This is a genomic window from Streptomyces sp. NPDC020379 (genome assembly GCF_044387105.1).
Taxonomy (GTDB): Bacteria; Actinomycetota; Actinomycetes; order Streptomycetales; family Streptomycetaceae; genus Streptomyces.
In genome coordinates this window covers 41,250-64,285 of sequence record NZ_JBIRVR010000016.1, presented here as the reverse complement: position 1 = coordinate 64,285, position 23,036 = coordinate 41,250, and the positions used below count along the sequence as shown (strand labels likewise).

Below are 23,036 nucleotides of genomic sequence, written 5' to 3'. Positions count from 1 at the left end.
GGTGAGCTTCAGTCAGATCACCATCCATCGGCGCGGGCGCCAGGAGCAGACGATCTTGGAGGCCGCGGTGGTGTCAAGAAGGCGGACGGGCGCGGTCGACACGCCGGGCGGGACCGTCCAGAAGCGGGGTGCCGCGTCGAGCTGGGCGTACCGATTCGCCCCTTTGCCGTCCCTGACAGTGCCGTTGCGGCTGTCCACGACCAGCTTCTCCGCGGACGACAGGGAGCCGGTCCAGCGCAGCGTTTCGCCGGTTGGGGACGTGACGGTCAGATCCCGCCCGGGACCGTAGATCTCCCACACGGGGTAGGCAGGCACGTCGCCGCTGTTGTCGAGCTGGATCTCGCCGATGGCCTGCGACGCCGCGAGCGGCATCGACATCAGCGCCGACAGGAACGGCCTCGTGCCGGGATCACCTCCAACCCGCTGCGTCGAGACAGTGCTAGCCGTGAAGTACGGGTCGGGGGCGCGGAAGCTCACGGTGGTCTGCACGTCGCTGGTGCCCGTGAGCTCGATCTCGCCGCCGCCCGTCCGGTAGACAGGGGTCGACCAGCGCACCCCGTCGTCGTCGACCAGGACGAGCGAGCACTCCTGCGCGACGGCTCGTGCCAGGCGCGAGATCAGCGAGCGCAGGTGGGCGCGGTTCCGGCCGACGATGTCGAGGGGCATGTCGAGGTCGCGGGACAGAACCCGCTGCCCACGGAAGCGGGAGCCGTCCCCGGCCCCCTCCAGCCACTGCGCGGAGACGGAGGGCAGACCAAGGCCGGTCATGCCAGCCGTGGCCTGGTATCCGAACCCCGTGTCCGCCACTCCGTTGAGATCGAGCGAATCACGCTCGGTTTCCAACAGGAGTGCAGTCACTCACTCACCACCCCACCATTCGTGCGCGGTGGGTCGCCGCGAACAGCTCCTCGTGGGAGCTGAGCGACGAGCCGCTGGCCGCGTAGTAGTTAAGAACCTTGGTCACCCCGCCGCTTCCGGCAGGACCGATACCGCTTGCGATGGCGGCCGAAGCCGAGCGGGCGGCACTGGCGTAGTCGGTGGCGCCAGGGCGCGCGGTGATGGCGTCGACCGCCTTGGCTACCCGGCCGGACTCGGCCTCGACGCCCTTGGCGAAGCCCTGGCCGACGTAGCTGCCGAGCTGGGCAAAGACGCGGCTCGGTGAGTGGATGCCGAGGCTCGTCTTGATCGCGTCCACCATGGCGTCAGCGATCTTCAGCATCTGGGCCTCGATGGCCTTCTGCTGGGACTCCAGGCCCTTGACGATCCCCTCGGCCACGGCGATGCCGTTGGCGTACATCGCGTCCGAGGCCGTCTTGCCCGCCTGCTTCGCGTACTTGGCGAGCTCGGCTTGCAGGGCGTTGACCTGGTCGATGCCGTCCTTGCCGGCCGCCGCGATCGACTCGGCCGCAGCCAATCCGGCCTCCGGGCCCGCACTGGCGATCTGGTCGATCGCCGTCTGAGACAGGCCCCTGGCCTTCAGCACCGCGAGCGCCTTGGCGAAACGCTGCGCCTGGTCCACAGCGGCCGTGAGGTCGGCGACGATGCCTCCGAAGGAAGAGTCCTTCGACTTCGTCACGTCGCCCGTGGAGATGATCCGGTCGACCACGCGCGAGGCGTAATCCGCGGACTGCTCGCGCAGCTTGTCGAGCTTGTCCCGGGCGGCCTCCAGCTTCTTCGAGCCGCCGTCCCATGCCGCCGCGAGCTTCAGCAGCTCGGCGCGGTCGCGGTTGACCCGATCCCGCAGCGCCTTCGAGGCGGTCTTCGGGATCTTCGCCGTCAGGTCCTGGAGCGACTTGCGCACGGTGTCGTACTCGGACTCCAGGCCCTTGACGAGACCCTTGATGATCAGACGGCCGGCGTCGTAGAGGAGGACGGCGTCCTTCGGCGCCGGGCCCTTCCAGTCCTTGATCTTGTTGGTCAGTCCGGTCAGGGTGTCCTTGACCGAGCCGATCATGCTTTTGATGCCGTTGACCAGGCCCCTGATCAGGCTCTTACCCGCGTCGACGAGGGTGTTGTCAATCCCACCAAGCGCAGCTCGGGCCTGGGATGGGAGCTGCCGTACGAAGCCGACCGTGCTCGACACTCCGGACGAGATCGCCCGGCCCAGTGCGGACATGGCACTGCTGGCCACCGACCTGATCGCTTCCCAGCCTGCCGAGAAGAGGCGCCCGAGGCCGGACATCATCGAGCTTCCGAGACCGGACATGGTCGAGCCGAAACCGGAGAACAGCCCCCTGATGGCGTCCCAGATGACGACGCCCGCCATACGGATGCCGCCCCAAGCTGCCTTCCACAGTGCGCTGACAGCCTTCAACACCTTGCCGGCCGTCCCCAAAATGCCGACGTTGAGGAAGACCCCCAACGCGCCGACGATGACGTCCCAGATGCCCTTCAGGAACGACGTGATGCCGTTCCACAGGTCTACGAAGCCCTGCTTGAAGGTGGACCAGTCGCCGGTGAAGATGCCCTCGAAGAGTCCCCAGAAGATCTCGAAGACGCCCTTGATGGTGTCCCAGACGCCTCGGAAGATCTCGACGAAACCTTCAAGCACCAGCGCGACACCATTGATCGCGCCGACGAGGGAGTCGGCGAGGATGCCGATGATGAACTGGATGACCGGTACCAGGACCGGCATCAGGAACTCGACGACCTTGAGCAGTGCCTGAAGAAGCGGCTGGATCGCCTCGACGAGGCGAGCGAAGGCTTCCGCGAGCGGAGGTAGCACCGCCTCGACGATCGACTGAAGCATCGGGATCAGCGGTGTGATCACCGCCGACACGATCTGAATCAGGATCGCAACCAACGGCGTGATCGCCGTGAGGACTTGCGCGATGAACTGGGCGATCACCGGCAGAATCGGCGCCAGCCCCGAAAGGAGCTGTGCCACCAGCGGGGCAACCGCCGTGACGATCTGCTGGAAGAGCTGCGCGACGACGGGAAGGATCGTCTGGAGGACGCTGAACGCCGCTCCGAGCATCTGGCCGACGATCGGGACGAGTTGAGCGATGACCGGCGCGAGGGCCTGGATCGCTCCGGTGAGCGCGCCGCCCAGGAGCTGAATGATCGGGATGATCGACGGCGCCAGCGTCGTGAACGCGTTCGCGAGCGGGACGAGGGCGGCGGCCACCAGCGGGCCGAGCATCGCGGCGAAAGCGCCGATCACCTGCATCAGCGCGCCGAGAGCCTGGCCGAGCGGCGCCATCGCCGGGGCAAGGGCGACGACGGCGGCCTGGAGGCCGTCGAACATCGCTTTGACGCCCTCGGTGACCTCCGGCTGAGCCAGAGCCGAGGCAATCGCGCTCAGAGCGGTACCGATGATCGTGCCGACCTGCGGCAGGACTTCGGTCAGGAGCTGTCCGAGCTCGGTGAAGAGATTCTTGACCGCCGGGCCCGACTGGGTGGCGATGTTGTTCATCGCCTCGTGGGCCGCGCGGAAGACGTCGGTCAGTCCGGACTGGAAGCCCGGACTATCCACAGTCTTGTGGATGCGCTCCAGCGTGTCGGCCATCATGCCGAGCGAGGAACCGCCGGCCGCCTCGGCAGCGCGGGAGATGCCCGCGAAGATCCCACCCAGGTTGGACAGCACCCGGCCGAGATCCTTCAGCTCCGTGATGCCTTGATCGATCCAGCCTTTGAGGCGGCCGTCCGACTCGGCGGAGCTGAGGAAGTTGGAGAAGCGCGTCGAGATGTCGACGAACCACTGGGCCAAGGAAGGCAGGTAGGACGTACCAACCCGTCCCAGGACGGTGATGATGTTCGCGAAGGCGCCCGTGCCGTTCGTCGCGATGTCGATCGACCGGGACAGGTCGGTGAACATCTGGTTCAGCGCCGGATCAAGGGCGCCCTGGAGGCCCTTGGCGAACGCGCCGAAAAACTGGCCGAGTTCGGTGGCGGTCTGCCGAACGCCCGCCGTGAACTTCGGGAGGAGCCCGTCGACGAGCTCCTGGATCGGCTTCTTGGCCTGCTCCCAAAAGTTCGCCGAGATCGCGTCCTGAAGGCCAGACAGCGCGGTCTTGACCTCGGGAAGGACCTTGTTGAAGTCGCGGAAGGCGGCGATCGTGACACCGAGGCCGACTGCCATGCCGCCCAGAAGGCCGGGCAGCAGGAGCGCGGTCGCGCCGATCTTCGCCAGCGAAGCCGACAACGCGGCCAGGTTGGAAGCCGCGGACAGCCCCCAGCCGGCCAAGCCTGCGATGGCCAGGGCCAGAGAGCCGATGACTGGGACACTCTCGTCCAGGTTTTTCAGGGTCCGGCCGAGCTTCTCGAAGATGTTGTTCAGCACCCGGGCACCGCTGAGCGCGGCCAGTGCCGTGCCGACCTTCGCCATGGCGGCGTTGTCGAGGTCGGGGATGATCGGCACGGTGCGCGGGCGGGTGAGCATCCGAAGCCGGGCCGAGATTTTCGTGCCCGTGCCGTTGGCCATGTCGAGCTCGACCTTCACCTTCAACGGTGAGAGGTCATCGGCCCAGTCCTTGAGCTTGTGCTTCACGTGCTCCGCGGACTGCTGGTCGAGCTCCAGCTCGACCGTGCCGGTGCCCTTCAGGTCGTCAACCTTGAAGCCGATCTTCTGGCCGTTCGCCCGTTGCTGGAGCTCCCGGGCCGCGTTCCGCACGGCGGTGGCCATGCCGTCGGTGCTGATCGTGGTGTAGAAGCGGATCTTGCGAGCGTCGCTCTGCTTGTTCCGCTTGTTGACCTTCCGGAGTTCCTCGACGAACTCGCGCGAGGCGCCGCTCATGTCGATCGTCGTCGACACCTTGAGCTTTTCGAGCTGCTGCTCGATGCGGTCGAGCTGCCGCTCCGCATCCCGCCTGAAGTCGCGGGTGTCGGGGGAGACCTTGACGGCAACGCGGCCGATGATCTGGCCCGCTGACAAGGGCTACCTCCGAGAGAAGTGCTGGTAGAGCTGGGCCACGGTGGTGGGTCGTTTGTCGGCCTTCTTCTTGGCCTTGGCCTGCGGGCGGGGGAAGGCGGGGATCTTCGGGGCCTTTCCCTTGCCCCACTGACCGGTCGCCCGGGTGTTGGCGTTGAGTGCGTCGTACAGGTCGGCGCGCAGATGTCGGTCCTGGCCCCAGCCGAAGTGCTCCCTGCCGCCTGCCGCGAGGGCGACGGTCAGGGAGGTGTCGGGCAGCCTCGCGACGAGAAGGAGGACGAGTGCGGGGGAAGGCCCGCGGCCTGCGATCACCTCGGCGAGGTCAACGCCGTAGTAGAAGTGCAGGTCCGCGTACAGGCCCTCGCCGTAATCGTCGATCAGTCGCGCGAGGCCGAGGCTTCCCCCACCTGCGCGCCCCGCCCGTAGCGGTCGAAGATCTCGGCCAGGACGGCGAGGTCACCTCCGACGGCCGCGAGCAGCTTGTCGGCTGCCTCGCGGTGTTCGGCGACCAGGCGGATGGCCTCCGAGAGCAGCTCCTCCTGGTCCGCGTCGTCGCCGCCCATCTCGTCCTGGAGCTGCGCGAGCTGGTGGCGCGTGGCCTTGGGCAGCCGCAAGGGGTTGAGCAGGCGGATCGTGTCGTCGCCGAGCTCGATGTCCGTGCTGCCGTACTTGGCCTCGGCGGCGTTACGGATGTCGTCGAGGGAGAAAGAAGCCATGGGGGTGCGGACCTCCGGGAGTTGAAGTGCAGGGGGAGCGGACCGAGGGGGAAGGCCCGACGCGAGCGGGTCCGCGCGCTCGCGCCGGGAGAAAGGGGGGCAGGTCAGGCGGCCGTGCCGGCGCCCCACTTGGAGCTGTCCCAGAACGCCTTCGAGCCGTCGGCGAGCACGACGTGCTGGCCGGTGGTCCACTTCGCGGTGGGCGTCGCGATCACGGAGGCCAGGGCCGCAAGGTCGGCCGGGGCGACAGCTCCGGTCGGAGTGAAGGAACCGGGCGTGCCAGCCGAGGCGCCCGTGGCGACGGTGCCGCCGAGCGGGGTCACGGCGTAGGTCCAGGTGTTGTTGCCGTAGACCATGGGCTTGACGCCCAGGGGGAGACCAGCGAGCGACTCGGTGTCGCCGATCGCCATGTCGTCGGCCCGATAGATCTCTGCCTTCGGGGCGTAGACGGCGAAGTGCGACTCGCCGTCGATGAAGATGGCGAGAAATGCCGACTGGGTCGGCTTCGGATCGGCCGGAACACCAATTGAACCGTCCGGCAGTAGCGGCGCGTTGGCGCCGAAATAGAGCCTGAGTGCGCTGACATCGAACTGATTCAGCGTGAAAGTGATCGACTCAGTCCGCGCCGAATACTTGGTGCGCAGGGACTTGTTCTGAAGCGTGCCGATCGTGGTTGCCTCGCCGCCCTCGGACGTAATGCCGAAGACATCCTCAAGCGAGGTATGGCCGACGTTCTGCCAGGGGGAGACGGGTACGAGAAGGTCGTCGGGCATGGCGGTGCCGACCGGAGCGGTCAGATAGTTGCCATTTCCAACGACAAGGGTAGCGTTGTCGTTAAGCGCCAAAGAGGAACGATTCTCCTAATGCGCGCACGCCAGAAACCCCAACCGCCGCCAGAGGCGAATTGGGGTGCGTGCGGGATGAATTACGGGAGGGGGAAGGGGCGCGTCCGCGGCTTGCGGATCTGGATGTCGTACACCGACTCGTAGCGCCACACGCCGGTCGGAAGGTCCGCGTACTGCACGGGGCCGGTCGCGCTCTGCCAGTCGCTCGCCCGGCGTGGCGAGGAGTTCATGTCTACGCGGGTGATGTGACCCCGACCTGGGATGACTTCGTGGTTGAGCCACGAGTCCCGCAAAACCACGCGCACGGCCTCGGACAAAATCGCCGCGTCCTCGTCGCCGTTGGGGTCTGAGGCGAAGCAATTCACCGTGACGCGAGCCGCGTCGGTGAAGCGCGTATCAGCCGCCCACTGCCCGAAGGTGGGGTCACGGCGGACCAGAACCAGCGGGAACCGCTCGTGCCGGTCGATGAGGGACTTCACACGGACGCCCGGAAGACCCTTGCGGAGAATCGCGAGGAGCAGGTCTTCGACGGGCGAAAGTTCGGCCAGCGCCTTGATGTGATCGGGTATGCCAGCCACTAGTCGAGCTTCACCTTGCCCTTCCGCTTCTTGGGCAGATTCGAGGCGGTGGCAAGGATGTAGAGGCCGTCCATTGCCGGAAGCACGTCCAGGTACTTCTTACCGTGCTTGTCCTCGCGGACAATGACGGACTCGGCGCGACCGTACTCGATGGACAGGGCGGCCTTCTGGCCGCGATCGTCGGAGAGAATGACGTACCTGTTGTTGTCACCCGCTTCGACGTCGATTTCGGCGTGACCGTCCGCGCGGTGCTGCACGAGAATCTCCTCGGCGCGCACTGCGATCTCGAAGGCGCGGGCCGTCAACTCGGCCTGGACTCCTTCATTTACGGCGATGACCTTTTCGATCTTCCGGCCATTGACGCTCTGGTAGACCTTCGCCATCAGGGCCGCTCCCGGATGTCGATGCTCCAGTGCCTGGTGCGCCTGTCGCCGTGGTGGTAAGCGGGCGGACTGACGATGTCCCACTGGCGGCCGGCGTACTCGACGCGGGACCACAGGGAGACGCCGTCGAGGTGGGCGTCCACGATCATGCGCACCACGTTGATCTGCTGCTGGCCAGGGACTTCGGCACGGGCCGAGCGCTGGGGGACGAAGGCGGCGCGGACCTCAACCGGGCCGCTGGGGTCCGCCATGGTCACGGCGTTGCCGCGGGAGTCGGTGACCTCGACCGTCTTCCAGACCCGGGCCTTCTGGCCGCGTCTGCGCTGGAGGCTCACCAGGGCCCCCGGTCGGAGGAGAACATCGGGAACCGGGCCCCGTCGTAGTCGACGGGCACAAGGCCGCCCACACCGGGGCGGATGGTGGAGTCCCAGGAGCTGACGACCACGCTGACCAGGCCGGGCCGGGTGCCGGCCAGCCCTTCCAGGAGGCGCTTCTCCTCGGTGGTGAAGTGCACGGTGCCCGCGTCGTGGCCGAGGTCGGACCAGGCGAGGGTCTCGTCCCCGGCGCGCGACTGTGTGTATCCGCTGGGGTTGCTCATGTACCGGGCAGCCGCCTTAAGGACCAGAGTGCGCACGAGCTGCGGGGCGCGGTCCTCGGGCCAGTCGCGGCCGTAGGCCGCGGCGAGCGTGGAGGCGTCTTCGAGCGCGCCAGCCGCGATGCGCAGCTCGTCGGCGTCGAGGTCCCAGTCCAGGCGGCCCTTGAGGTCGTCGAGGGTGGCGTACGCCAAGGTGCCCTCCTTTCTGGGAAGGGCCCGGCGGCCGTGCGCCCTGTTGTCACAGGGACACACGGCCGCCGGGGCTCATCAGGCGTTGGCCGGGTCGGTCTCGGCCGCCGGGCCGGTCGGGGTGAAGACCTTCGCGGCGGAGACGCCGGTGATGGTCGCCAGCTCGGAGCCCACCTCGGGGTAGTCCGACTTGCCGTCGAGGGTCAGTCGGATTCCGCGGACGAAGTGCTGCTCGGAGGAGATGACTTCCTTCTCCTTCGCCTCGTCCCAGCCGACGAGAATGTCCGGCACGGAACGGAATCCGGCGTAGGTGTTGACCACGCTTCGGTCCTGCATGTACAGCGAGTCGTAATCGCGCACCCAGCGCAGGGCGATGGACTCGAAGCTGGTGGTCGCACCGTACGGAACAGACTGCGGAACCGAGGGGGCGCCGGACAGGAAGATGAAGCCGGACTTGGCGAACGCGTAAGCGGCGTCGGCGGGAATCGTCTGGTCGACGACGATTCGGAACCCGAAGCGCTCGCCGATACTTGCGGTGCGAAGTGCCGTCTCTGCCTCCGAGTCGCCCACATTCTGAGCCAGATTCAGGGCGGGATCGGTCAGGAGAGCCGACTCGAATTCCGTGCCGACGAGCAGGTAGCGGCCCTCGCGTGGCGCGTGGAAAGCGTTGAGAACTCGGCGCGCTTCGATGAGCGCGGACCGCAGGTTCTTGCCCGCGTTGCCGATGGTCACGTTGTAGTTCTGGCTGGTCAGAAGCTTGACCGCGCGTCGCTGGAGACCTCGGGCAATCGCCTTCGACTGTGGCCGGAGCAGCTTGGCCCAGCCATCGATGTCGAAATCATACTGTTCGTCGGTGAGCTTGACCGCAGAATATACGTTGCCACCAAAGGAGACCGCAATGGTCCGCTCGGAATACTCGTCGAACTGAATCGGCGAGGAGCGGTCGTTACGCCATGCGTAGTCATGGAAAGGCAGAATTCCTTCCACCTTCATGGAAATCGTGTCATTCTCGGCGCCCTTGAACTGATCGACGCCCTGCTTGGTGAAGAGATTGGGAATGATGAGCTCCTGCTCAAGCATTCCCACGGCCGTATTGACCAGCTTCTGAGGCTTTACGACCTGATGCTGAACGGTGGGCAAGTGGTGCTAACCTCCGGGGGCATAAAAACCCCCGGTCGGCTATCGATCCGGGGGCAGGAAAGAACGTTTCTGCAAGCGACTAAAAGCGACGAGAAAGCCGCGCGAGCTTGCGCGGGTCCATCTCTCCGTCTGAGCCGTCGTCCGGCGTCAGGCCACCTCCCAGGGACTGAGGGGCGGGAGCCGGGATGTACTTCGCCAGCACCTTCGCGTGCGCTACGAGGGCGGCCTCGTCCTCGCCCCGCAGGGCGTCCGCGAGATCGTCGGGCAGCTCGTACTTGCGGGCGACGGAGGCCCGCAGGATCGACCGCTCCAGCTCGGCGTTCTGTGTCTTCAGCTCGGCGACCGCGGCCTCGAACTCACCGGGGCCCTTCGCCTCGCTGAGCCGGGTCTCGGCCTCCCTGAGCCGGGTGCGGTAGTTCGCGGCTTCGCCGCGAACCTTGGCCAGCTCCTTGCGGGCCCACTCCGGCAGTACATCCTCGGCGGGCGTCTCGACTGGCTGGCCGGATGCCGGCTGCTCGGCCGGGGGCTGCTCCTCAGTCGGCGCGCTTGCCTCGGCCGGGGTGATGGTCTCTTCGGGCACGTCTCACGCCTCCGGGGTCGTGGTCGTTGTGCGCCGCGCCTCCTGGGCTGCGGCTCTCTGCTTCTGGCGGATGAACCGGCGCCAGACGCTCACCGCGTCCTTGCCGGTGTGGCCCCTGGTGACCTCGGGCCACAGGACCTCGTACTGCCGCGACAGCGCGGTCAGTTCGCTCGACTGGTACTGACCCCTGCTCCAGACCGGCATCGCGTAGCAGTGACAGTTGTCGTGGTAGCGGTCGCCGTCGTCGAAGACGGCGGAGGACTCGCTCTTGTAGACCGGGCCCCGGCTGATGAGCATCGCGCACCAGCCGCACGGGGTTCCGGTCCGCGACAGTCGCACGTACCCCAGGGCTCTGCGGTCGCGACGCATGTGCTTCCAGGTCGAGGACCGGCCGCCGTTCATCGCGACGCGCGAGGCCGCGGCTGCCTGCCGGGCGCCGACCTGCCGGTGCGCCTCCGCCCGGGAGGCGTCGGCGTCCTTCGCCGACTGCTGGTCGTCGACCTCGGCCAAGCGCCGGTTCAAGTTCTGTGTGCCGAGGGCGTCGAGCACCGTGCGCAGCTCTTCTTCGGCTGCGCGCTCTATGCGCTCCTCTTCCTCGCGGAGCCCCTTCAGCTCCTCGACCAGGATCTTCTCCCAGTCGTCGTCCCCGTCGTCGAGCTCCCGGCGCTTGTCCTTCTCGGAGGCTGGCTGGGCGTCGCTCTCCACAGGTCGCGGATCTTCGCTGTGCGGGTCGGAGGCTTCCCCGGGCTCGCCGGTCGCGGCCTCCTGCGCACGCGAGGGGCTGGGCGGCTCGTACGTGCCGGCCAACGCGGAGAACTCCCGCCGGAGGTCGCCGAGGGTGACGTGTGTCGGTTCTGGGTGGTACGGATCGGCCACCGTTGAGCCCGTCTGCAAGGCCCGCGCGAGCCGGTAGTAGGCACGGGCCAAGTCGCGGGCCTGGCGCCTACGGCCCATGACGAGCGAGATTGCCCGCCGCAGCCAGCCACCCGCCGTGGCCGCCCGCAGGTCGGCCGGTACGTCCTCCCACAGGGCCAGGGCCTCGGCCGTCGTCTGTACGCCGATCTGAGTCAGCGCCACGTGGAACGCGGCGCTGACCTCGTCCGTCTCGGCCTGCCGGGCGGGGCGTGTCACGCCGCCGCCTTCTCGGCTGGCACCTGCTCGTCGGGCGTCGCGCGGTTGAGCGCGCCCGCGAGCTGGGCCACCGAGTCGTCGTCCTCGCGCATCTGCTCCCAGTCCTCAAGCTCTGTCTGCGTGACGCCGGGGACGCGCCGCCAGAGTCCGCGCTCGGGGATGCCGAGCTGTTCGCGGAGCTTGCCGAGAGCATCCGCAGCCTGAGCGAGCGAGCGCGACTCCATGTCGCGCCAGATGACCTCGCCGCGGTAGTCCTCAGAGGAGGAGAGGTTGCCGGACAGCTCGGCGGCCAACCGGAAGACCCTCTCCCAGCTCTCGCCGAACGACGTGCGGAACTCGGCGATCTTCCTCGACAGGGCCACCTCCGCCGCCTGAAGGGCTTCAGCCGAGAGGTTGGCGATCTGCCCGAGTAGGTGGTGAGGGGGGACCTGCGCGAGGGCGCTAAGGTGCCGGACACTCATGTCGATCGAGTCGATGAATCCCCCGAGAGGAGTTTCGTCCAGCGATCCGAAGCGGACGTCCGGATCCTCGGCGAAGAGAAAACGCCTGCTGTTGTGGTTGATCCGCAGCGGGATTGGGTTGCCCAGCTCGTCGAGCACGGGCTCGCCCGTCTCGGCGTCGCGCTGGATCGGCGGCGCCATGCCGGTGACGGTCCTGACCTTCGTGCTGCCGTAGGACTGCGCGAGGAGCAAGTCGAAGACGGTCTGGTTGATCCGGTCTTGCAGCGCGATCATCGGCTCGATGACGCCGAGCGTGCGTCCCTCCAGGTCGACGTACGCCGCGAAACGCGTCACGGGGCACTCCATGGCCCCATGTGGCCGGCCGCCCTCCACGCGCACTGACTTCTCGTCGCTCAACGACCGGAAGGTGACGGTGTACTCGCGCCGGGCGTCCCACAGCCGGGCGGAGCCCGGCTGGTCGTCTTGCGGCCAGGCCGTCACCGTCAAGGCCGCGTACGGGGTGTCGTCGTTCGCGGGGTCTTCGAAGAGGGCGCTGGTCTTCAGCGCCGACAACCCCTTGGTGACGATGTCGCCGACCCGGTTCTTCTCCGTGACGGTGAAGGCGTGGCCATACGCGAGTGCGCCCCGGTAAACGGCCGCCTGACGGGCGTCAAGGCGCGAGCGCTGCCAGTGGGTCCATTCCGGGGTGGCCGAGTCGGGTTCGGCCGGCGTCTCGGTGCCCGAGCCGGGACGGTGGCCGTCCACGTACAGGGCCTGCGCGGGCGTCCCGACCAACAGTGGCATCCAGTTCGAGACCGCCCGCCGGGCCAGGAGCCGATACTCGTCGTCGGCCTGCGGCGGCATGTAGGGGTCAGCGTGCCGACCGTGTAGATAGGCGTCGATCTGAGCGAGTCGATCGCCGTCCCGGTGGAGGATGGCCAGGAGCTGACGCGCGAGCGCGAGGGGCGAGGCGGCGGGGATCACAGCATCACCGCCTTGGGTAAACTATGTCAATCGGTCAGAGGAAGTACCCGCGGCCGGTCCGCTTCCGGACCTTCTTGCCGCGGGCGCGGAGGTCGACGAGGGCCTCGTGCGCGAGCATCAGCGCGGCGTAGGCGTCGACCTTCTTCGGGCTTTCGCGCGACTCCTTGCCGAAGCTCACGCCGTAGTTGTTCACCCGCCGCCGCGCGTTGAGCACGTGGCGGCGGAGCTTGAGATCGCCGTCGTGGGCGAGCTTGCGGTCGAAGATGGACCGCATCAGGCGCTCGTGCGCCAGCGTCGATGTCTTGAGCGATCCGCGCATGTCCCAGCCGATGGCGTCCTTGCCGAGTGGGGACTTGACTGCGAGGTCCTCGCCGTAGGTGTCCGACCACTCGGAGATGTACGACTCCCACAGGGCGACGTCGGCGTAGAAACCCTGCACCTGGAAGAGCCGGAAGGCATCGTGCACGGCGCTGTCGACGGCCGCCTTGGGGACCTGCCAGTTGGCGCCAGCAGGGCCGTCCGGCTTCTCCCACAGTCCGATGGTGAAGGCGGCCATGTCCCGGACGCGGAGTGCAACAAGACAAGTTGCGTCGTCGGTCTTGCCGCCGTCAAAGCCGAGCGTGATCTCGTCACCCGGCGCGAGCGCCAGGGTGTCGTCGCGGAGCACGTCCCACTCGGCCGGCCCGTAGACCGCGTCTTCCTCGGCGACGATCTGGTTCAGGTACATGCGCCGGGAGCGCGCGGCCGAGATCGTCAGGCTCAGGACGGACTTGATGATCGACTCGACCTTGAGCCAGATCGCGTCCCCCCTGATCTTGGGGATGACGATGCGCAGGGCCTCGGCGGTCAGCGGGGTGGCCGGGTGCGCTTCGATCGAGTCGTACAGCGCGCCTACGTCGGCCGCCAGGCCGGCGCGCACCTTCTCGTACGCGTCACGCTGCCGTTCGGCGACCGAATCCTCACCAGGCATGAAGGCATTGGTGATGGCCAGGTAGCGGCTGTTCATCTTGGTGGCGTTGCCGTCGATGGTCTCGTACATCTTGTGGCCGCCGTTGCTGGCGACCCAGTGATGCGTTTCATTGAGCAATGAAAACGATGTTCGTTTTCCTTCGATTGCTCGGTACGAACTGGTCACCGCTTGGAGCCTCTTGCGGCCCCGGTCGGCGCGGATCAGCTCGGCACCCATCTTGATGTCGTAGGCCGCGATGAGCCGGTCTGAGATCAGGATGGGCAGGTAGCCCATCGTGTTCGTCGTCTGCTCCTGGCTGACGGCGGTCACCTGCACCCATGCCTGCGGGTGCGGCCTGGCCACCGGCTCGCCGTTCTCGTCCCAGTGAGAGAAGCGCGACGGACCAACGAACTCCACGAGCGAGATGACGGCGAGGAGGGGGTCCTTGCCCCAGCCCTTGAGCCGCTGAAGGACGCCGGTCCGGTATACGAACTCGCCGTCCTCGTCGATGGCGTACCACCACAAGAGGAAGCGGAGCTGTTCGCGGGTGAACTTCCAGGGGGCCGGCTGGTCGTCGGTGGAGCCTTCGCTGTTCAGGTACTCGGCGCACCACCCAGCGATCTGCCAGCCGAGGGTGCGCTTGGGAAGCGCCCACTGCCCGGAGGCGTCTTTCTGCCAGGTCGGTCCGTGGAACTCCGGCTCCAGGGCCTCGATCTCGTCGAGGGTGAGGGGTGCGGTCTTCGCCACTGCTCACCCCCCGAGATCAGGCTTCGAGGCCGAGATCCTTCTTGTAGTCGGCAATGGCGAGTACGGCCGCGGACTGTTCCTGCGGCTCCGGCTCGTGCAGCTCGATGCGCACACGCCGCCGGTCACCCTCAGCCACGAGGAGCCGCTCGAAGGCGGAGTAGATGGTCTGGAGCATTTGACCGCTTCGCTTGCCGCTCTTCTTGTAGTAGCTCAGGTCCTCGCACAGCGAATAGGCGAGAGCCCAATCGCTGTTCTGGTAGAAGTCGGCCTGCCCGCTGGTTTTCAGGGAAGCCCACAGTCGGCGAGCGATCGGATGCCAGTCGCGGTCCGCATTCGGCACTTTGACTTCGCGCAGCGTGCCCTTGGTGACGGGCTGGACATCGCTACCCTTGCGTTCTCGGGGGCGGGCGAGATCTGCCTCGCGGTTAGGTACGGGGCCAGGGATCTCGACCACCTCCTTCCAGGTCATGGGCCCCCGAGGGACGGGGTCCTCGGGGGCCGGCGCGGCTCGACGGGACATGCCCGGAGCTCTGCGCGGTCAAAGCAGGCCCGGGTGCTGTTCTGTCCGGAGGAACCTGCGTCGGGCTCGTCGGCGCGCGGCAGCTTGGGCCGCCGCTCCTTCCCTGGAGCTCTTAACCCGGTGATGCCACCCGCAAAGGGATGTCAGGTTGGCCTCTCGATGGTCGTCACCGGGTTGTATGTGGTCAACATCCGTAGCAGGCTCGGGGCATTGCGCGCCGTACTGGTCTCTGGCTGTGCATCTATGCCGGTCACGCCTGAGGATGCGAATCCTGATCTGGGGCCAGTTTGCCGGAAGTCGGGCCCTTCGGTCTGAAGAAGACCAAGCCATAAGCCTCCAATCGCCGACCCACGGGTAGTTGCAGCGGCGGAAAGGGGATTAGAGACTTCCCTCTTTGGGCCCCGGAGGGGCCCAATCGAGAAAGTAGAAAGCCTTATTGGCGGCGCCTTCTACTTATATATACGGAGACCGTGCGGCGATCCGGAAAGGCTCTTCACGGTGACGCCGGTCACGCGGGGCCCGAGGTCCGGGCCGCCAGGTTCAAGTCTTGCAAACAGGTGACACTATGTCGTACGTTGCGCAGGACAGAACGTAAACGGCCCCGGGTCACAGGTGCGCGAACACCTACCCGGGGCCGTCCATCCACCGAGAGGGGTTATCTCTCGATGCGAGTGCATCGTAACCGGCACGACCGCGCCTTCGTGGTCGTCCCCAACGCCGCCGCCAGGCACAAGGACCTGTCGCTCACCGCCCGCGGCCTGCTCGTCACCCTCCTGTCCCTGCCGGACGGCACGCAGACCACCGTGGACAGCGTGACCGACGAGGTCGAGGAAGGGCGCCGAGCCGTGAGTAAGGCGTTCAGCCAGCTTGAAGCAGCGGGATACCTCCGCCGGGACCGGTCCCAGGACCCCGAGACCGGCTTCTGGAACACACAGTCCCATGTCTCTGATCTTCCGATGGACCGGATTCCGGCGGTCGGTGAACCGAGGGGGCGGAACGTCGGCGACTCTCCCAGGGGAGTAAAGAACCGGGGAAAGAACCTCCTCCCCACCGCGCCGAAGAACGACGGCAACGAGCTGGCCGAGGCCAGCAACGAGGAGGAGGCGGAGAAGTCCCAGGACAAGCAGGACCAGGCCGCCCCGGCTGACGCCGAGGTCGGCCGTGCCGCCGCCGTCCTGGCCAAGCTCGGCAGCAACGACCGCCGCCTCGCCCTCGGCGCCGCCGACATCCTTCGCCTGGCGCCGCTGGCCGCCGAGTGGCTCGTCGACGGCCACCGGGAGCTGAAGCTCCTGACCGTCCTGACCACCCGCCTGCCGGAGCGGATCGACGCCCCGGCCGCGCTGGTGCAGTACCGCCTGAAGAACCACCGCCCGGCCAAGCCCGAGCCGAAGGCCGCCATCCAGGCCCCGACCACCCGGGCCTCCTGCCAGTCCTGCGGCGCCCCCTTCCGCGCCGGAGTCGAACGCGAGCTCTGCCAGCTGTGCACCGACGAGATGACACAAGCCGTTGCCCGGCTGACCGCCGACGAACCCACCGTCGACCCTGCTCCCACCGAGGGCCCTTCTCCTGTCACTGCCGAGGCCGCCGAGCTGCTGGCCTCCATCAGGCAGCGCCGTGCCAACGGCGACTTCGCCCCGGGCGCCAAGTCGCGCTTCTTCGCCGCCGTCTGATCTGCCAGCGCTCGACCCCTCGGAAAGGGACACCCATGTCCACCATGCGCATGCCCTGGTACGCCCGCGTCGTCTTCACCGCTGGCCGCCCGTTCGTCCTCGTCGCCGCCCTCGTCATGTCCGTGCCCGGCGAGATCCGGATGGCACAGATCGCCGGATGGCAGGGCTGGGTTACCTGGCTCATGCCGGTCTGCGTCTCCGCCTACGCCGCGTGCGCCGCCGTCATATCCGAAGCCCGCCGCCGCCTCGACCTGCCAGGCCGCGTGACTGCCACCATCGGCGCCGGAGCCGCCCTCGGCCTGGCACTGTCAGCTCAGGTCGTGGCACACCTGATCGACCGCGGCTACATGGCGAGCTCCGCCATCCTGGTGGCGGTCGTGTCCGCCGTGCCACCGTTGGTTGTCGCACACATGCTCCACATGGCAGCCACGCCGGCCGCCGAACAGAAGGCCATCGAGCAGATGCGCGAGCTCGAAGGGGTGGCCGCCTTCTTCGCTGGCGAGCTGGCCGAGGCCCTCGACCTGGCAGGCCGACAGCTCGTGTCCAAGAGTCGGGGCATCGTGAACGAGTACGACGAGCTCACCGAGGCCGCCAGCGAGTTGGCAGATGAATACGGCGAGCTGACCCACGAGGTCGACGGCGAGTTGGCAGAGGCCCAGCAGGCAGCGACGCAGCCGCGCAACGGCAACGGCCGGCAGAGCGGTCCGAGCCGGAAGGCCGTCCCGCTGACCGTGGTGAAGGAAACCGTCGCCGCGATGAAGGCCGAAGGCGCCAAGGTGTCAGGGCCGACGCTGGCAGAACGCCTCGGCTGCTCCGTCCGGTCCGGGTACCGGTACCTCGGCGAGGTACAGGTCGCCTGACGCGCCTCCTCCAGCGGGGTCCTGTGTGAGTGCAGGGCCCCGCTGGAATCAAGCCTTCACAGAAAGTCTGTCGATCACGTCTTGGGCGGGCAGCACTTCGCCCTGCATCCCATTCCACGTGAACTGCCGTCGGCCGCGGCTGTGCTCACGCACCCAAGCCAAGTCGGCCGGGTCGGCCGTGTCGCGCGGGGCGGACGGCTTGCGGCGCTGGTGCTCCGCGACCAGGTGCAGGAGTGCAGCCCGGCGGGTCTCGCCGTCGGCGACGTCGCGCTCCTTGAGCAGGGCCCGGCAACCGGCCGCCGTCGCTGGAATGAGGAGCCCGGTGCCTTTCGGGCCCCGAATCCGCACGTGCCAGTCGTAGTGGCGCATGAACTGCAACCCGAGGGCGATCCGTAGCAGCGTCGTCGCTTTCGCGTCGGCGGGGTCCCCGCTCAGCAGGTCCGTGAATCGCCCCCCGGGGGCGCCGTCGGTCCCGAAGTAGCTGACCGTGGTCTCGGCAAGACCGCGAGCCTCGTCGGTCACCGCCAGCGTGGCCACCTCGATGGTGTAGCGAGCGGGACGGACGGCCGGCGCAATGGGCCGTTTCACGAAGCGGAGACGACGAACCAGCATCCGGCCGTGATCCTCCGTGCCGGGATCGTCGCAGCGTTGCACGGTCGCGATGTTGAGCCGACGGTCTACATCGGCCGGCGTGGCGATGGTGAATACGTCGGGCTGATCACCGCGCTCGTCATCACGCCAGCTCAAGGCGGCATCACTGCTGAAGGGGATGGCGTCGCTGAAGTGGGACAGCGGCATGCGGTAGGCGTCGAGGCGCTCGCGTCCGGTGCGCCTGTCGACCCGCTGGGGCTTGGTGACCTTCTTCAGATCGAGCAGCCCTAACAGCCACTGAGCGTGGGCTTCAACGCTGGCCCTGTCCTGGTTGATCGACAAACGGCACCTTCTAGAGCTGGGGGTCGCGTGGGGCCACTGGCCCCGCCGGGGCTCTTAGCATTCTGCCCTCGCGCGAGGGCGCCGAGGAGGGGTTCGCGTACATTCAGCCAGCGGGGTGATGGGGCCGTTCTGCGCACCCTGACATCGGCGTTTATCCTGCTCAGCGGCATATTGTTGCCCGCTCGTCGACCCTGGAACTGTGGCGGAATCCGAGCTGCTATGACAGGGCGGTCCGCGCGCATGCGTACCGGGGGTCATCCCCCACCCCTGCGCCGGGGGGTCGCGCACGTACGCGTATGCCTGCACCACGCACACCCCCCGCACCCCCCAAGGCAGTACCCCGGAACGCCCGCAAAACAGCCTCTGACCTGCGCTTTCGACCCTGCGTTTGCAAGAGTTGAACCTGATGGGCTAGCTTTCTGCCTGTCGCCGCAACGGGACGCCAGCCGCAAGGCGGGCAGACCAGGGCGGGGACGGTCACTCGAAGCGATTGCAAGAGTTGAACCAACGGCTTGGACTCGCTAGAGTCGGAGCCAACGCCACACCAGCCACTGAGAACGGGTCGCATGAGCGGCGCCGCCGGATGGCGGGGTAGGCGGGAGGTTCAGTGCGATTGATAGAGTTGAACCGAACGGTGAAGATCCGCTAGGGTCGGAGCCACAGCCGCCCGGCCCACCGGGCAGGCACTCGAACTCCCTGCCTGCTGGCCTACATGCCGCAGCATGGGCAGCACGACCACCGTCCCGATACCGCCGTGAGGCAGGCGTCGGGGGTGAAGGAAGGGCGACCACGGCCCGGAAGTGAACGCGAACGTAGGTAGGGCATCCTGCCGCTTGATGGGAGCGCGATCGGACGGCACCGAGAACCCCTTCGGGTACAGCCACCCAGGTGTAAGGAACGCTGCCCGTACCGGTCTATCCAGCCGGTAGCAGTCGGGCGCCGTATTCAACTGGCTCAACTCGCTGTGCCGTTACGCAGGATGCCCTGCGGATCGGTGGACAGGAGGTCGGATGGATCGGTCGGCAGGAATGTGACTGGCGTGTGTCAGGGCTCACCGTCCATCGGACGGCCGGAAACGGATCGGGAACCTCGGAAACGAGGTGAGCGGATCGCGGTACGGCGTGAGGGTGGACGGTGAGACGAGGCGCGAGTGAGCCTCACCCATCAATCGCTCACATTGAACATTCGGTCCCTCGTGGGCCGAGCCTCCCGGACGCCATGGGGCGTAGGTGCAAAGCCGCCGGGAGGCGCCATGATCGCGACGCGTTTGTAATAGTTGAACTGCGCTCGTGATCGTGATCTACCGCCTTGCCGTTCGGTGAGGCGGCCTGCAAGGCGGGCTGTGTCCGCCGCAACCCGAATGGAGAAAACATGAACGTCGCTGGTGTGTCCCTGGCGAAGGCGTCCGACCTGGCGACCGGCCTGGCTGCCGAGGCCCAGCTCCAGAACCTCCAGGAGCGCGTCTGGATGCTGGCGCGAGAGCTCGACGCGGCGAACGCGGAGCTTGCCGTCCGCAAGGGCATCGAGCTGGAGCTCGTGAGCCTGTCCCTTGAAACGGCGATCGAGAACGAGGTGCTGCGCGACGCGGTGGAGATGCTGTCGGCGCGTCGCGCCCTGGAGCTCGGGCTGTCGCTGCGCGTCTGACGCCGGTCCATTTGAAATAGTGTATCTAGCTGCGAGGATGTTCATGCGACACGCATTCGACACGCCACCGGACGAGACGCTGGCCAAGTACGCGGCCCGACTCGAAGAGGACCACCGTGCCTGGCCCTCCTGGTACACCGGCCGGTCCTCCCACGATGACCTCCCGACGCACGTAGAGATGTTCTGGTGGCGTCAGGACGCCACCGGATGGATCGGCGACAAGAGCAACTTCGAGGTGGCTCGCGACCTGATACGGGCCACCGCCGATGAGGGCCGCGAAGACACCGAGGTCTCCGACGAGCAGGTCTATGAGTGCGGAGGGGGATCAAGCGCCTGGGATGTCGCCCAGCTCTTCGTCCAGGTCTATGAGGGGATCTGTCCCCTGGACTGCCTTGGCACGCACACCGACGACTGCAAGCCGGGCTGCGACCCGTACGAGGACGAGTGCTACGGCGCCGAGTGCGAGGGCGACTGCCAGGGGCGCCGCACCTACACGGCAGCCTTCCGTGAGGCCGTCGCCTTGGCGGAGTTCGTCAAGCACGAGCACCCGTTCCTCTACGAGGACGACTACGAGGACCAGCGCCGCGAGGTGTTCGAGAAGAACCTCGACGAGGCCCTTGCGGACATCGCGTTGCACTACCCGTACGACACCGAAGCGGACCACAAGAGCATCGTCGAGCACGCTTCCGAGCAGCTCTGGGACCTGTCCGACAACGAGCCGGATGGCTACGCGGACTGGGGCGGCGTGCGTGACGCGTACGACCACGGTCGCGGTGAGCACTTCCTGAACCTCGGGCGCGACTTCATGCGCAACGAGATCCCCGGTCAGCTCGCCCTCATGCCGGCCTGACCCTCCCCTGAACCGCCACCCCTCCCTGTCCACCCCCATCGCGGGGAGGGGTGGCTTCCCCCTGCGAATGCGAGGACCCATGCGTACCGCCACCCGTCCCTACGAGGTGCGCGTCTGGAACGAGGTCGGAGACTTCCTCGGTCTGTGGGAGATCCAACAGGACGGTCGTCAGTACGTCGTCACCCATGACCACCGCGAGGAGACCCGCTTCGACAGCGAGGGCGACGCCCTGAACTTCGCCCGCCTCGGCGCCGAGGCGCTCGCCGAGACCTCCCGCCGCGACTGCCCGTGTGAGGGCGACCCCGAGTGCGGTGTCTGGGAGCCCCACGGCATCGCCGTACAGGAAGTCGAAGCCGAGCTCTCCCTGATCACCCCGCCACTCCTTTGCCTGTAGACCCACCACAAATGGAGCGACACCGTGCACACCTTCAAGAGGCTCGCCTCGACCTTCACCAAGCGGATCGCCCAGCCGTCCGTCATGCCGGCCGGGCCGTCCCGGCTGCGCCGTGCCCTCAACCCCTGGGGAGCTCTGCGGGCTGAGCGGCAGGCCGCCGAGATCTACATGTCCCTGGCCTCCCAGGTGGTCGAGGTCTCCGCGGAGCGGGAGGAGACGCTCGACCGGTACCGCACCGCCGTGTGCGACTTCGCCACCCTCTTCGACGACGGCATGCTGGCCTGCCACATCGCGGAGAAGCTCACCTGTTCGGAGGCCGAGGGGCTCGCCGACTTCTTCCGCGCCGTCGACCACCCCCACGTCGCCGACCTCTGGCTGGAGTGCCACCGCGAGGGCGACGGCGAGAACGACCTCCATTACATGGGCGAGCGCATCACGCCCACCGACCTGGCCATCGCGGCTTGACGAGGCAGGAATCCAGGAATGCCCGAGTGTGACTTCTGCTGCCTGCCCGCCGCCCGCTGGCTGTACATCCCCCAGGATCGAGCCCGCTTCGCTCTGATGACTGACGACGGCGTGGTGGCCCCGATCCCCAACAACGGCCGCTGGCGGGCGTGCGATCTCTGCTCCGACCTCGTCGACACCGACGATATGGAACGCCTTATCGCCCGTGCCCTGACCAACATGCGCGTCCTCGGCCTGGCCATCCCGGACGGGGGGCCGGAGCTTGAGCACATGGCCGTGGTGGTCATGGCCAACTTCGCAACGGTGCTGGCCGGTCGGCCGGTCAAGCGTCGGCTATGAAGCCCCAGGGCTTCTCTCTCTGACCACTGTGAACTCGTAACAAGCGGCCCCTTCGTGCCAGAGGGCGGAGGGGCCGCGTCCGATATAGACCTGGAAGCAAACATGAATGCGTTCAAGACGGCCCCGAGCAATGCCGAGCAGTCGAATCCGATGCTCGCGAAGATCCGCGCACTTCTGGCGAAGGCCGAAGACCCCGCCTCCTCTCCCGCAGAGGCCGAGGCGTTCTTTGCGAAGGCGGCGGAGCTGATGGCGAAGTATGGGATCGAACAGGCCATGCTCGCCGACTCCGACCCGGCTATGGACCGCCCCGGCGACCGTGTGATCGTCGTCGAGGGTACGTACGTCAACGACCGGCTATACCTTCTCGGCTACATCGCTGAGGCCCTGAACTGCCCTGGCCTCACCAAGGATAAGAGCCGGGGCAGGACCGAGGTTCATCTCTTCGGCTACGAATCCGACCTGGACCGGGTGGAGTTGCTTTTCACCTCGCTCCTCCTTCAAATGTTCAACGGCATGCGCCAGGGCCGCCCCGCCTATGGGGAGAAGCTGATCACCTATCGGAAGTCGTGGATGGCCGGGTTCATCCTCCGTATCGACGAGCGACTCCGAGAGATCGAGGCCCGTGCAAGGCAGGAAGCCCCGGTAGCTGCCTCTGGCCGCTCTGCCGAGCTGGTCGTCGCCGACCGTAAGGCAGTCGTCCAGGCGCGCTTCAAGGCTGCCTATCCCGATTCCCGTAGTGGAGGCGGCACGAAGCGTCGGGGTACTGGTGTTGCCGACGGCCGGGCGGCGGCCAACCGCGCCGACTTGGGACAGACCCGCGTTGGCGGACGCCGAGCCATCGCGGCCTGATCCGCAATTCCAGTGGCCTCCCCTGCACTGATGGAAGCCGTCAACGAGATTGCCTGCGCCGAATGCGGCGACGTCCCCGAGCTGCTCGACGAAGACCTGACATGCGGCCCCTGCCGCATCCGAATTCACCTTGGAGTCACCGTGATTGAAAAGAAGACCGTTACTGTCCGATTCGAGATCGAAGAGATCGTCACCTGCGACGTGGAGGCCGAGGTCACTGTGCCAGCCGACATCGCCGAGGACGACGACGCCCTCCTGGCCTGGCTCGAAGAGAACAACGACGCCTGGGTGGACGAGATAGACCCACTGTCCCAGCACGTCGCCGAGCGCACGGTGACCGACGTATACGGAACGGCGGCCTGACC

General features: G+C 67.2%; 25 protein-coding genes. 9 read left to right on the top strand and 16 right to left on the bottom strand.

Annotation, left to right across the window (positions count from 1 at the left end; genetic code table 11):
- Positions 1-12 precede the first annotated feature (12 nt).
- The 15 genes from ACH427_RS21240 to ACH427_RS21170 all read right to left on the bottom strand — a co-directional run bounded on the left by ACH427_RS21240 (position 13) and on the right by ACH427_RS21170 (position 14,616).
- Positions 13-858 (bottom strand): phage tail family protein, encoded by an 846-nt coding sequence (locus ACH427_RS21240; protein ID WP_398871281.1) that lies wholly within the window; start codon positions 856-858, stop codon positions 13-15.
- Positions 859-862: 4 nt separating this feature from the next.
- Positions 863-4,873, bottom strand: a complete 4,011-nt coding sequence (locus ACH427_RS21235; protein WP_398871279.1) for a hypothetical protein — start codon at positions 4,871-4,873, stop codon at positions 863-865.
- 3 nt (positions 4,874-4,876) lie between these two features.
- A complete protein-coding gene (locus tag ACH427_RS21230) occupies positions 4,877-5,182 on the bottom strand; it encodes a hypothetical protein (RefSeq protein ID WP_398871277.1) in 306 nt (101 codons plus the stop codon).
- A 65-nt stretch (positions 5,183-5,247) separates the two neighbouring features.
- Positions 5,248-5,586 carry a phage tail assembly protein gene (locus tag ACH427_RS21225; RefSeq protein ID WP_398871275.1) on the bottom strand — a complete coding sequence of 113 codons (339 nt, stop codon included), beginning with the start codon at positions 5,584-5,586 and terminating at the stop codon, positions 5,248-5,250.
- Between the two features lie 104 nt (positions 5,587-5,690).
- The gene (locus ACH427_RS21220) at positions 5,691-6,431 is read right to left on the bottom strand and encodes a hypothetical protein (protein WP_398871273.1); all 741 of its coding nucleotides are present in this window, start codon (positions 6,429-6,431) and stop codon (positions 5,691-5,693) included.
- A gap of 80 nt (positions 6,432-6,511) precedes the next feature.
- On the bottom strand, positions 6,512-7,009 hold the full coding sequence (locus ACH427_RS21215; protein ID WP_398871271.1) for a hypothetical protein: 498 nt from the start codon (positions 7,007-7,009) through the stop codon (positions 6,512-6,514).
- Positions 7,009-7,392, bottom strand: coding sequence for a DUF5403 family protein (locus tag ACH427_RS21210; RefSeq protein ID WP_398871269.1), 384 nt, complete (start codon positions 7,390-7,392; stop codon positions 7,009-7,011). The genes ACH427_RS21215 and ACH427_RS21210 overlap by 1 nt, the downstream gene beginning before the upstream one ends.
- Positions 7,392-7,727, bottom strand: a complete 336-nt coding sequence (locus ACH427_RS21205; protein WP_398871267.1) for a phage head-tail adapter protein — start codon at positions 7,725-7,727, stop codon at positions 7,392-7,394. Before ACH427_RS21205 ends, ACH427_RS21210 begins: the two co-directional genes overlap by 1 nt.
- Positions 7,724-8,179 carry a hypothetical protein gene (locus ACH427_RS21200; protein ID WP_398871265.1) on the bottom strand — a complete coding sequence of 152 codons (456 nt, stop codon included), beginning with the start codon at positions 8,177-8,179 and terminating at the stop codon, positions 7,724-7,726. The genes ACH427_RS21205 and ACH427_RS21200 overlap by 4 nt, the downstream gene beginning before the upstream one ends.
- A gap of 75 nt (positions 8,180-8,254) precedes the next feature.
- On the bottom strand, positions 8,255-9,316 hold the full coding sequence (locus tag ACH427_RS21195) for a hypothetical protein (protein WP_398871263.1): 1,062 nt from the start codon (positions 9,314-9,316) through the stop codon (positions 8,255-8,257).
- 79 nt (positions 9,317-9,395) lie between these two features.
- The gene (locus ACH427_RS21190; RefSeq protein ID WP_398871261.1) at positions 9,396-9,896 is read right to left on the bottom strand and encodes a hypothetical protein; all 501 of its coding nucleotides are present in this window, start codon (positions 9,894-9,896) and stop codon (positions 9,396-9,398) included.
- A gap of 3 nt (positions 9,897-9,899) precedes the next feature.
- On the bottom strand, positions 9,900-11,027 hold the full coding sequence (locus tag ACH427_RS21185; RefSeq protein ID WP_398871259.1) for a hypothetical protein: 1,128 nt from the start codon (positions 11,025-11,027) through the stop codon (positions 9,900-9,902).
- The gene (locus ACH427_RS21180) at positions 11,024-12,451 is read right to left on the bottom strand and encodes a phage portal protein (RefSeq protein ID WP_398871257.1); all 1,428 of its coding nucleotides are present in this window, start codon (positions 12,449-12,451) and stop codon (positions 11,024-11,026) included. Before ACH427_RS21180 ends, ACH427_RS21185 begins: the two co-directional genes overlap by 4 nt.
- A gap of 34 nt (positions 12,452-12,485) precedes the next feature.
- The gene (locus ACH427_RS21175) at positions 12,486-14,147 is read right to left on the bottom strand and encodes a terminase (protein WP_398871255.1); all 1,662 of its coding nucleotides are present in this window, start codon (positions 14,145-14,147) and stop codon (positions 12,486-12,488) included.
- A gap of 16 nt (positions 14,148-14,163) precedes the next feature.
- A complete protein-coding gene (locus tag ACH427_RS21170; RefSeq protein WP_398871254.1) occupies positions 14,164-14,616 on the bottom strand; it encodes a hypothetical protein in 453 nt (150 codons plus the stop codon).
- Between the two features lie 716 nt (positions 14,617-15,332).
- On the opposite strand from ACH427_RS21170, the gene ACH427_RS21165 reads away from it, so the two are divergent.
- Positions 15,333-16,337, top strand: coding sequence for a hypothetical protein (locus tag ACH427_RS21165; RefSeq protein ID WP_398871252.1), 1,005 nt, complete (start codon positions 15,333-15,335; stop codon positions 16,335-16,337).
- A gap of 35 nt (positions 16,338-16,372) precedes the next feature.
- Positions 16,373-17,197, top strand: a complete 825-nt coding sequence (locus ACH427_RS21160; RefSeq protein ID WP_398871250.1) for a hypothetical protein — start codon at positions 16,373-16,375, stop codon at positions 17,195-17,197.
- A gap of 48 nt (positions 17,198-17,245) precedes the next feature.
- On the opposite strand, the gene ACH427_RS21155 is transcribed toward ACH427_RS21160, so the two are convergent.
- Positions 17,246-18,130, bottom strand: coding sequence for a hypothetical protein (locus ACH427_RS21155; RefSeq protein WP_398871248.1), 885 nt, complete (start codon positions 18,128-18,130; stop codon positions 17,246-17,248).
- Between the two features lie 1,371 nt (positions 18,131-19,501).
- On the opposite strand from ACH427_RS21155, the gene ACH427_RS21150 reads away from it, so the two are divergent.
- The 7 genes from ACH427_RS21150 to ACH427_RS21120 all read left to right on the top strand — a co-directional run bounded on the left by ACH427_RS21150 (position 19,502) and on the right by ACH427_RS21120 (position 23,034).
- A complete protein-coding gene (locus ACH427_RS21150; protein WP_398871245.1) occupies positions 19,502-19,774 on the top strand; it encodes a hypothetical protein in 273 nt (90 codons plus the stop codon).
- Positions 19,775-19,817: 43 nt separating this feature from the next.
- Positions 19,818-20,624, top strand: a complete 807-nt coding sequence (locus ACH427_RS21145; protein WP_398871243.1) for a hypothetical protein — start codon at positions 19,818-19,820, stop codon at positions 20,622-20,624.
- Between the two features lie 79 nt (positions 20,625-20,703).
- A complete protein-coding gene (locus ACH427_RS21140; protein ID WP_398871241.1) occupies positions 20,704-21,018 on the top strand; it encodes a hypothetical protein in 315 nt (104 codons plus the stop codon).
- Positions 21,019-21,042: 24 nt separating this feature from the next.
- A complete protein-coding gene (locus tag ACH427_RS21135; protein ID WP_398871238.1) occupies positions 21,043-21,483 on the top strand; it encodes a hypothetical protein in 441 nt (146 codons plus the stop codon).
- Between the two features lie 18 nt (positions 21,484-21,501).
- Positions 21,502-21,822 carry a hypothetical protein gene (locus ACH427_RS21130; RefSeq protein ID WP_398871236.1) on the top strand — a complete coding sequence of 107 codons (321 nt, stop codon included), beginning with the start codon at positions 21,502-21,504 and terminating at the stop codon, positions 21,820-21,822.
- A 102-nt stretch (positions 21,823-21,924) separates the two neighbouring features.
- On the top strand, positions 21,925-22,671 hold the full coding sequence (locus ACH427_RS21125; protein ID WP_398871234.1) for a DUF2786 domain-containing protein: 747 nt from the start codon (positions 21,925-21,927) through the stop codon (positions 22,669-22,671).
- Between the two features lie 30 nt (positions 22,672-22,701).
- The gene (locus tag ACH427_RS21120) at positions 22,702-23,034 is read left to right on the top strand and encodes a hypothetical protein (RefSeq protein WP_398871232.1); all 333 of its coding nucleotides are present in this window, start codon (positions 22,702-22,704) and stop codon (positions 23,032-23,034) included.
- The last annotated feature ends 2 nt before the right edge of the window (positions 23,035-23,036 follow it).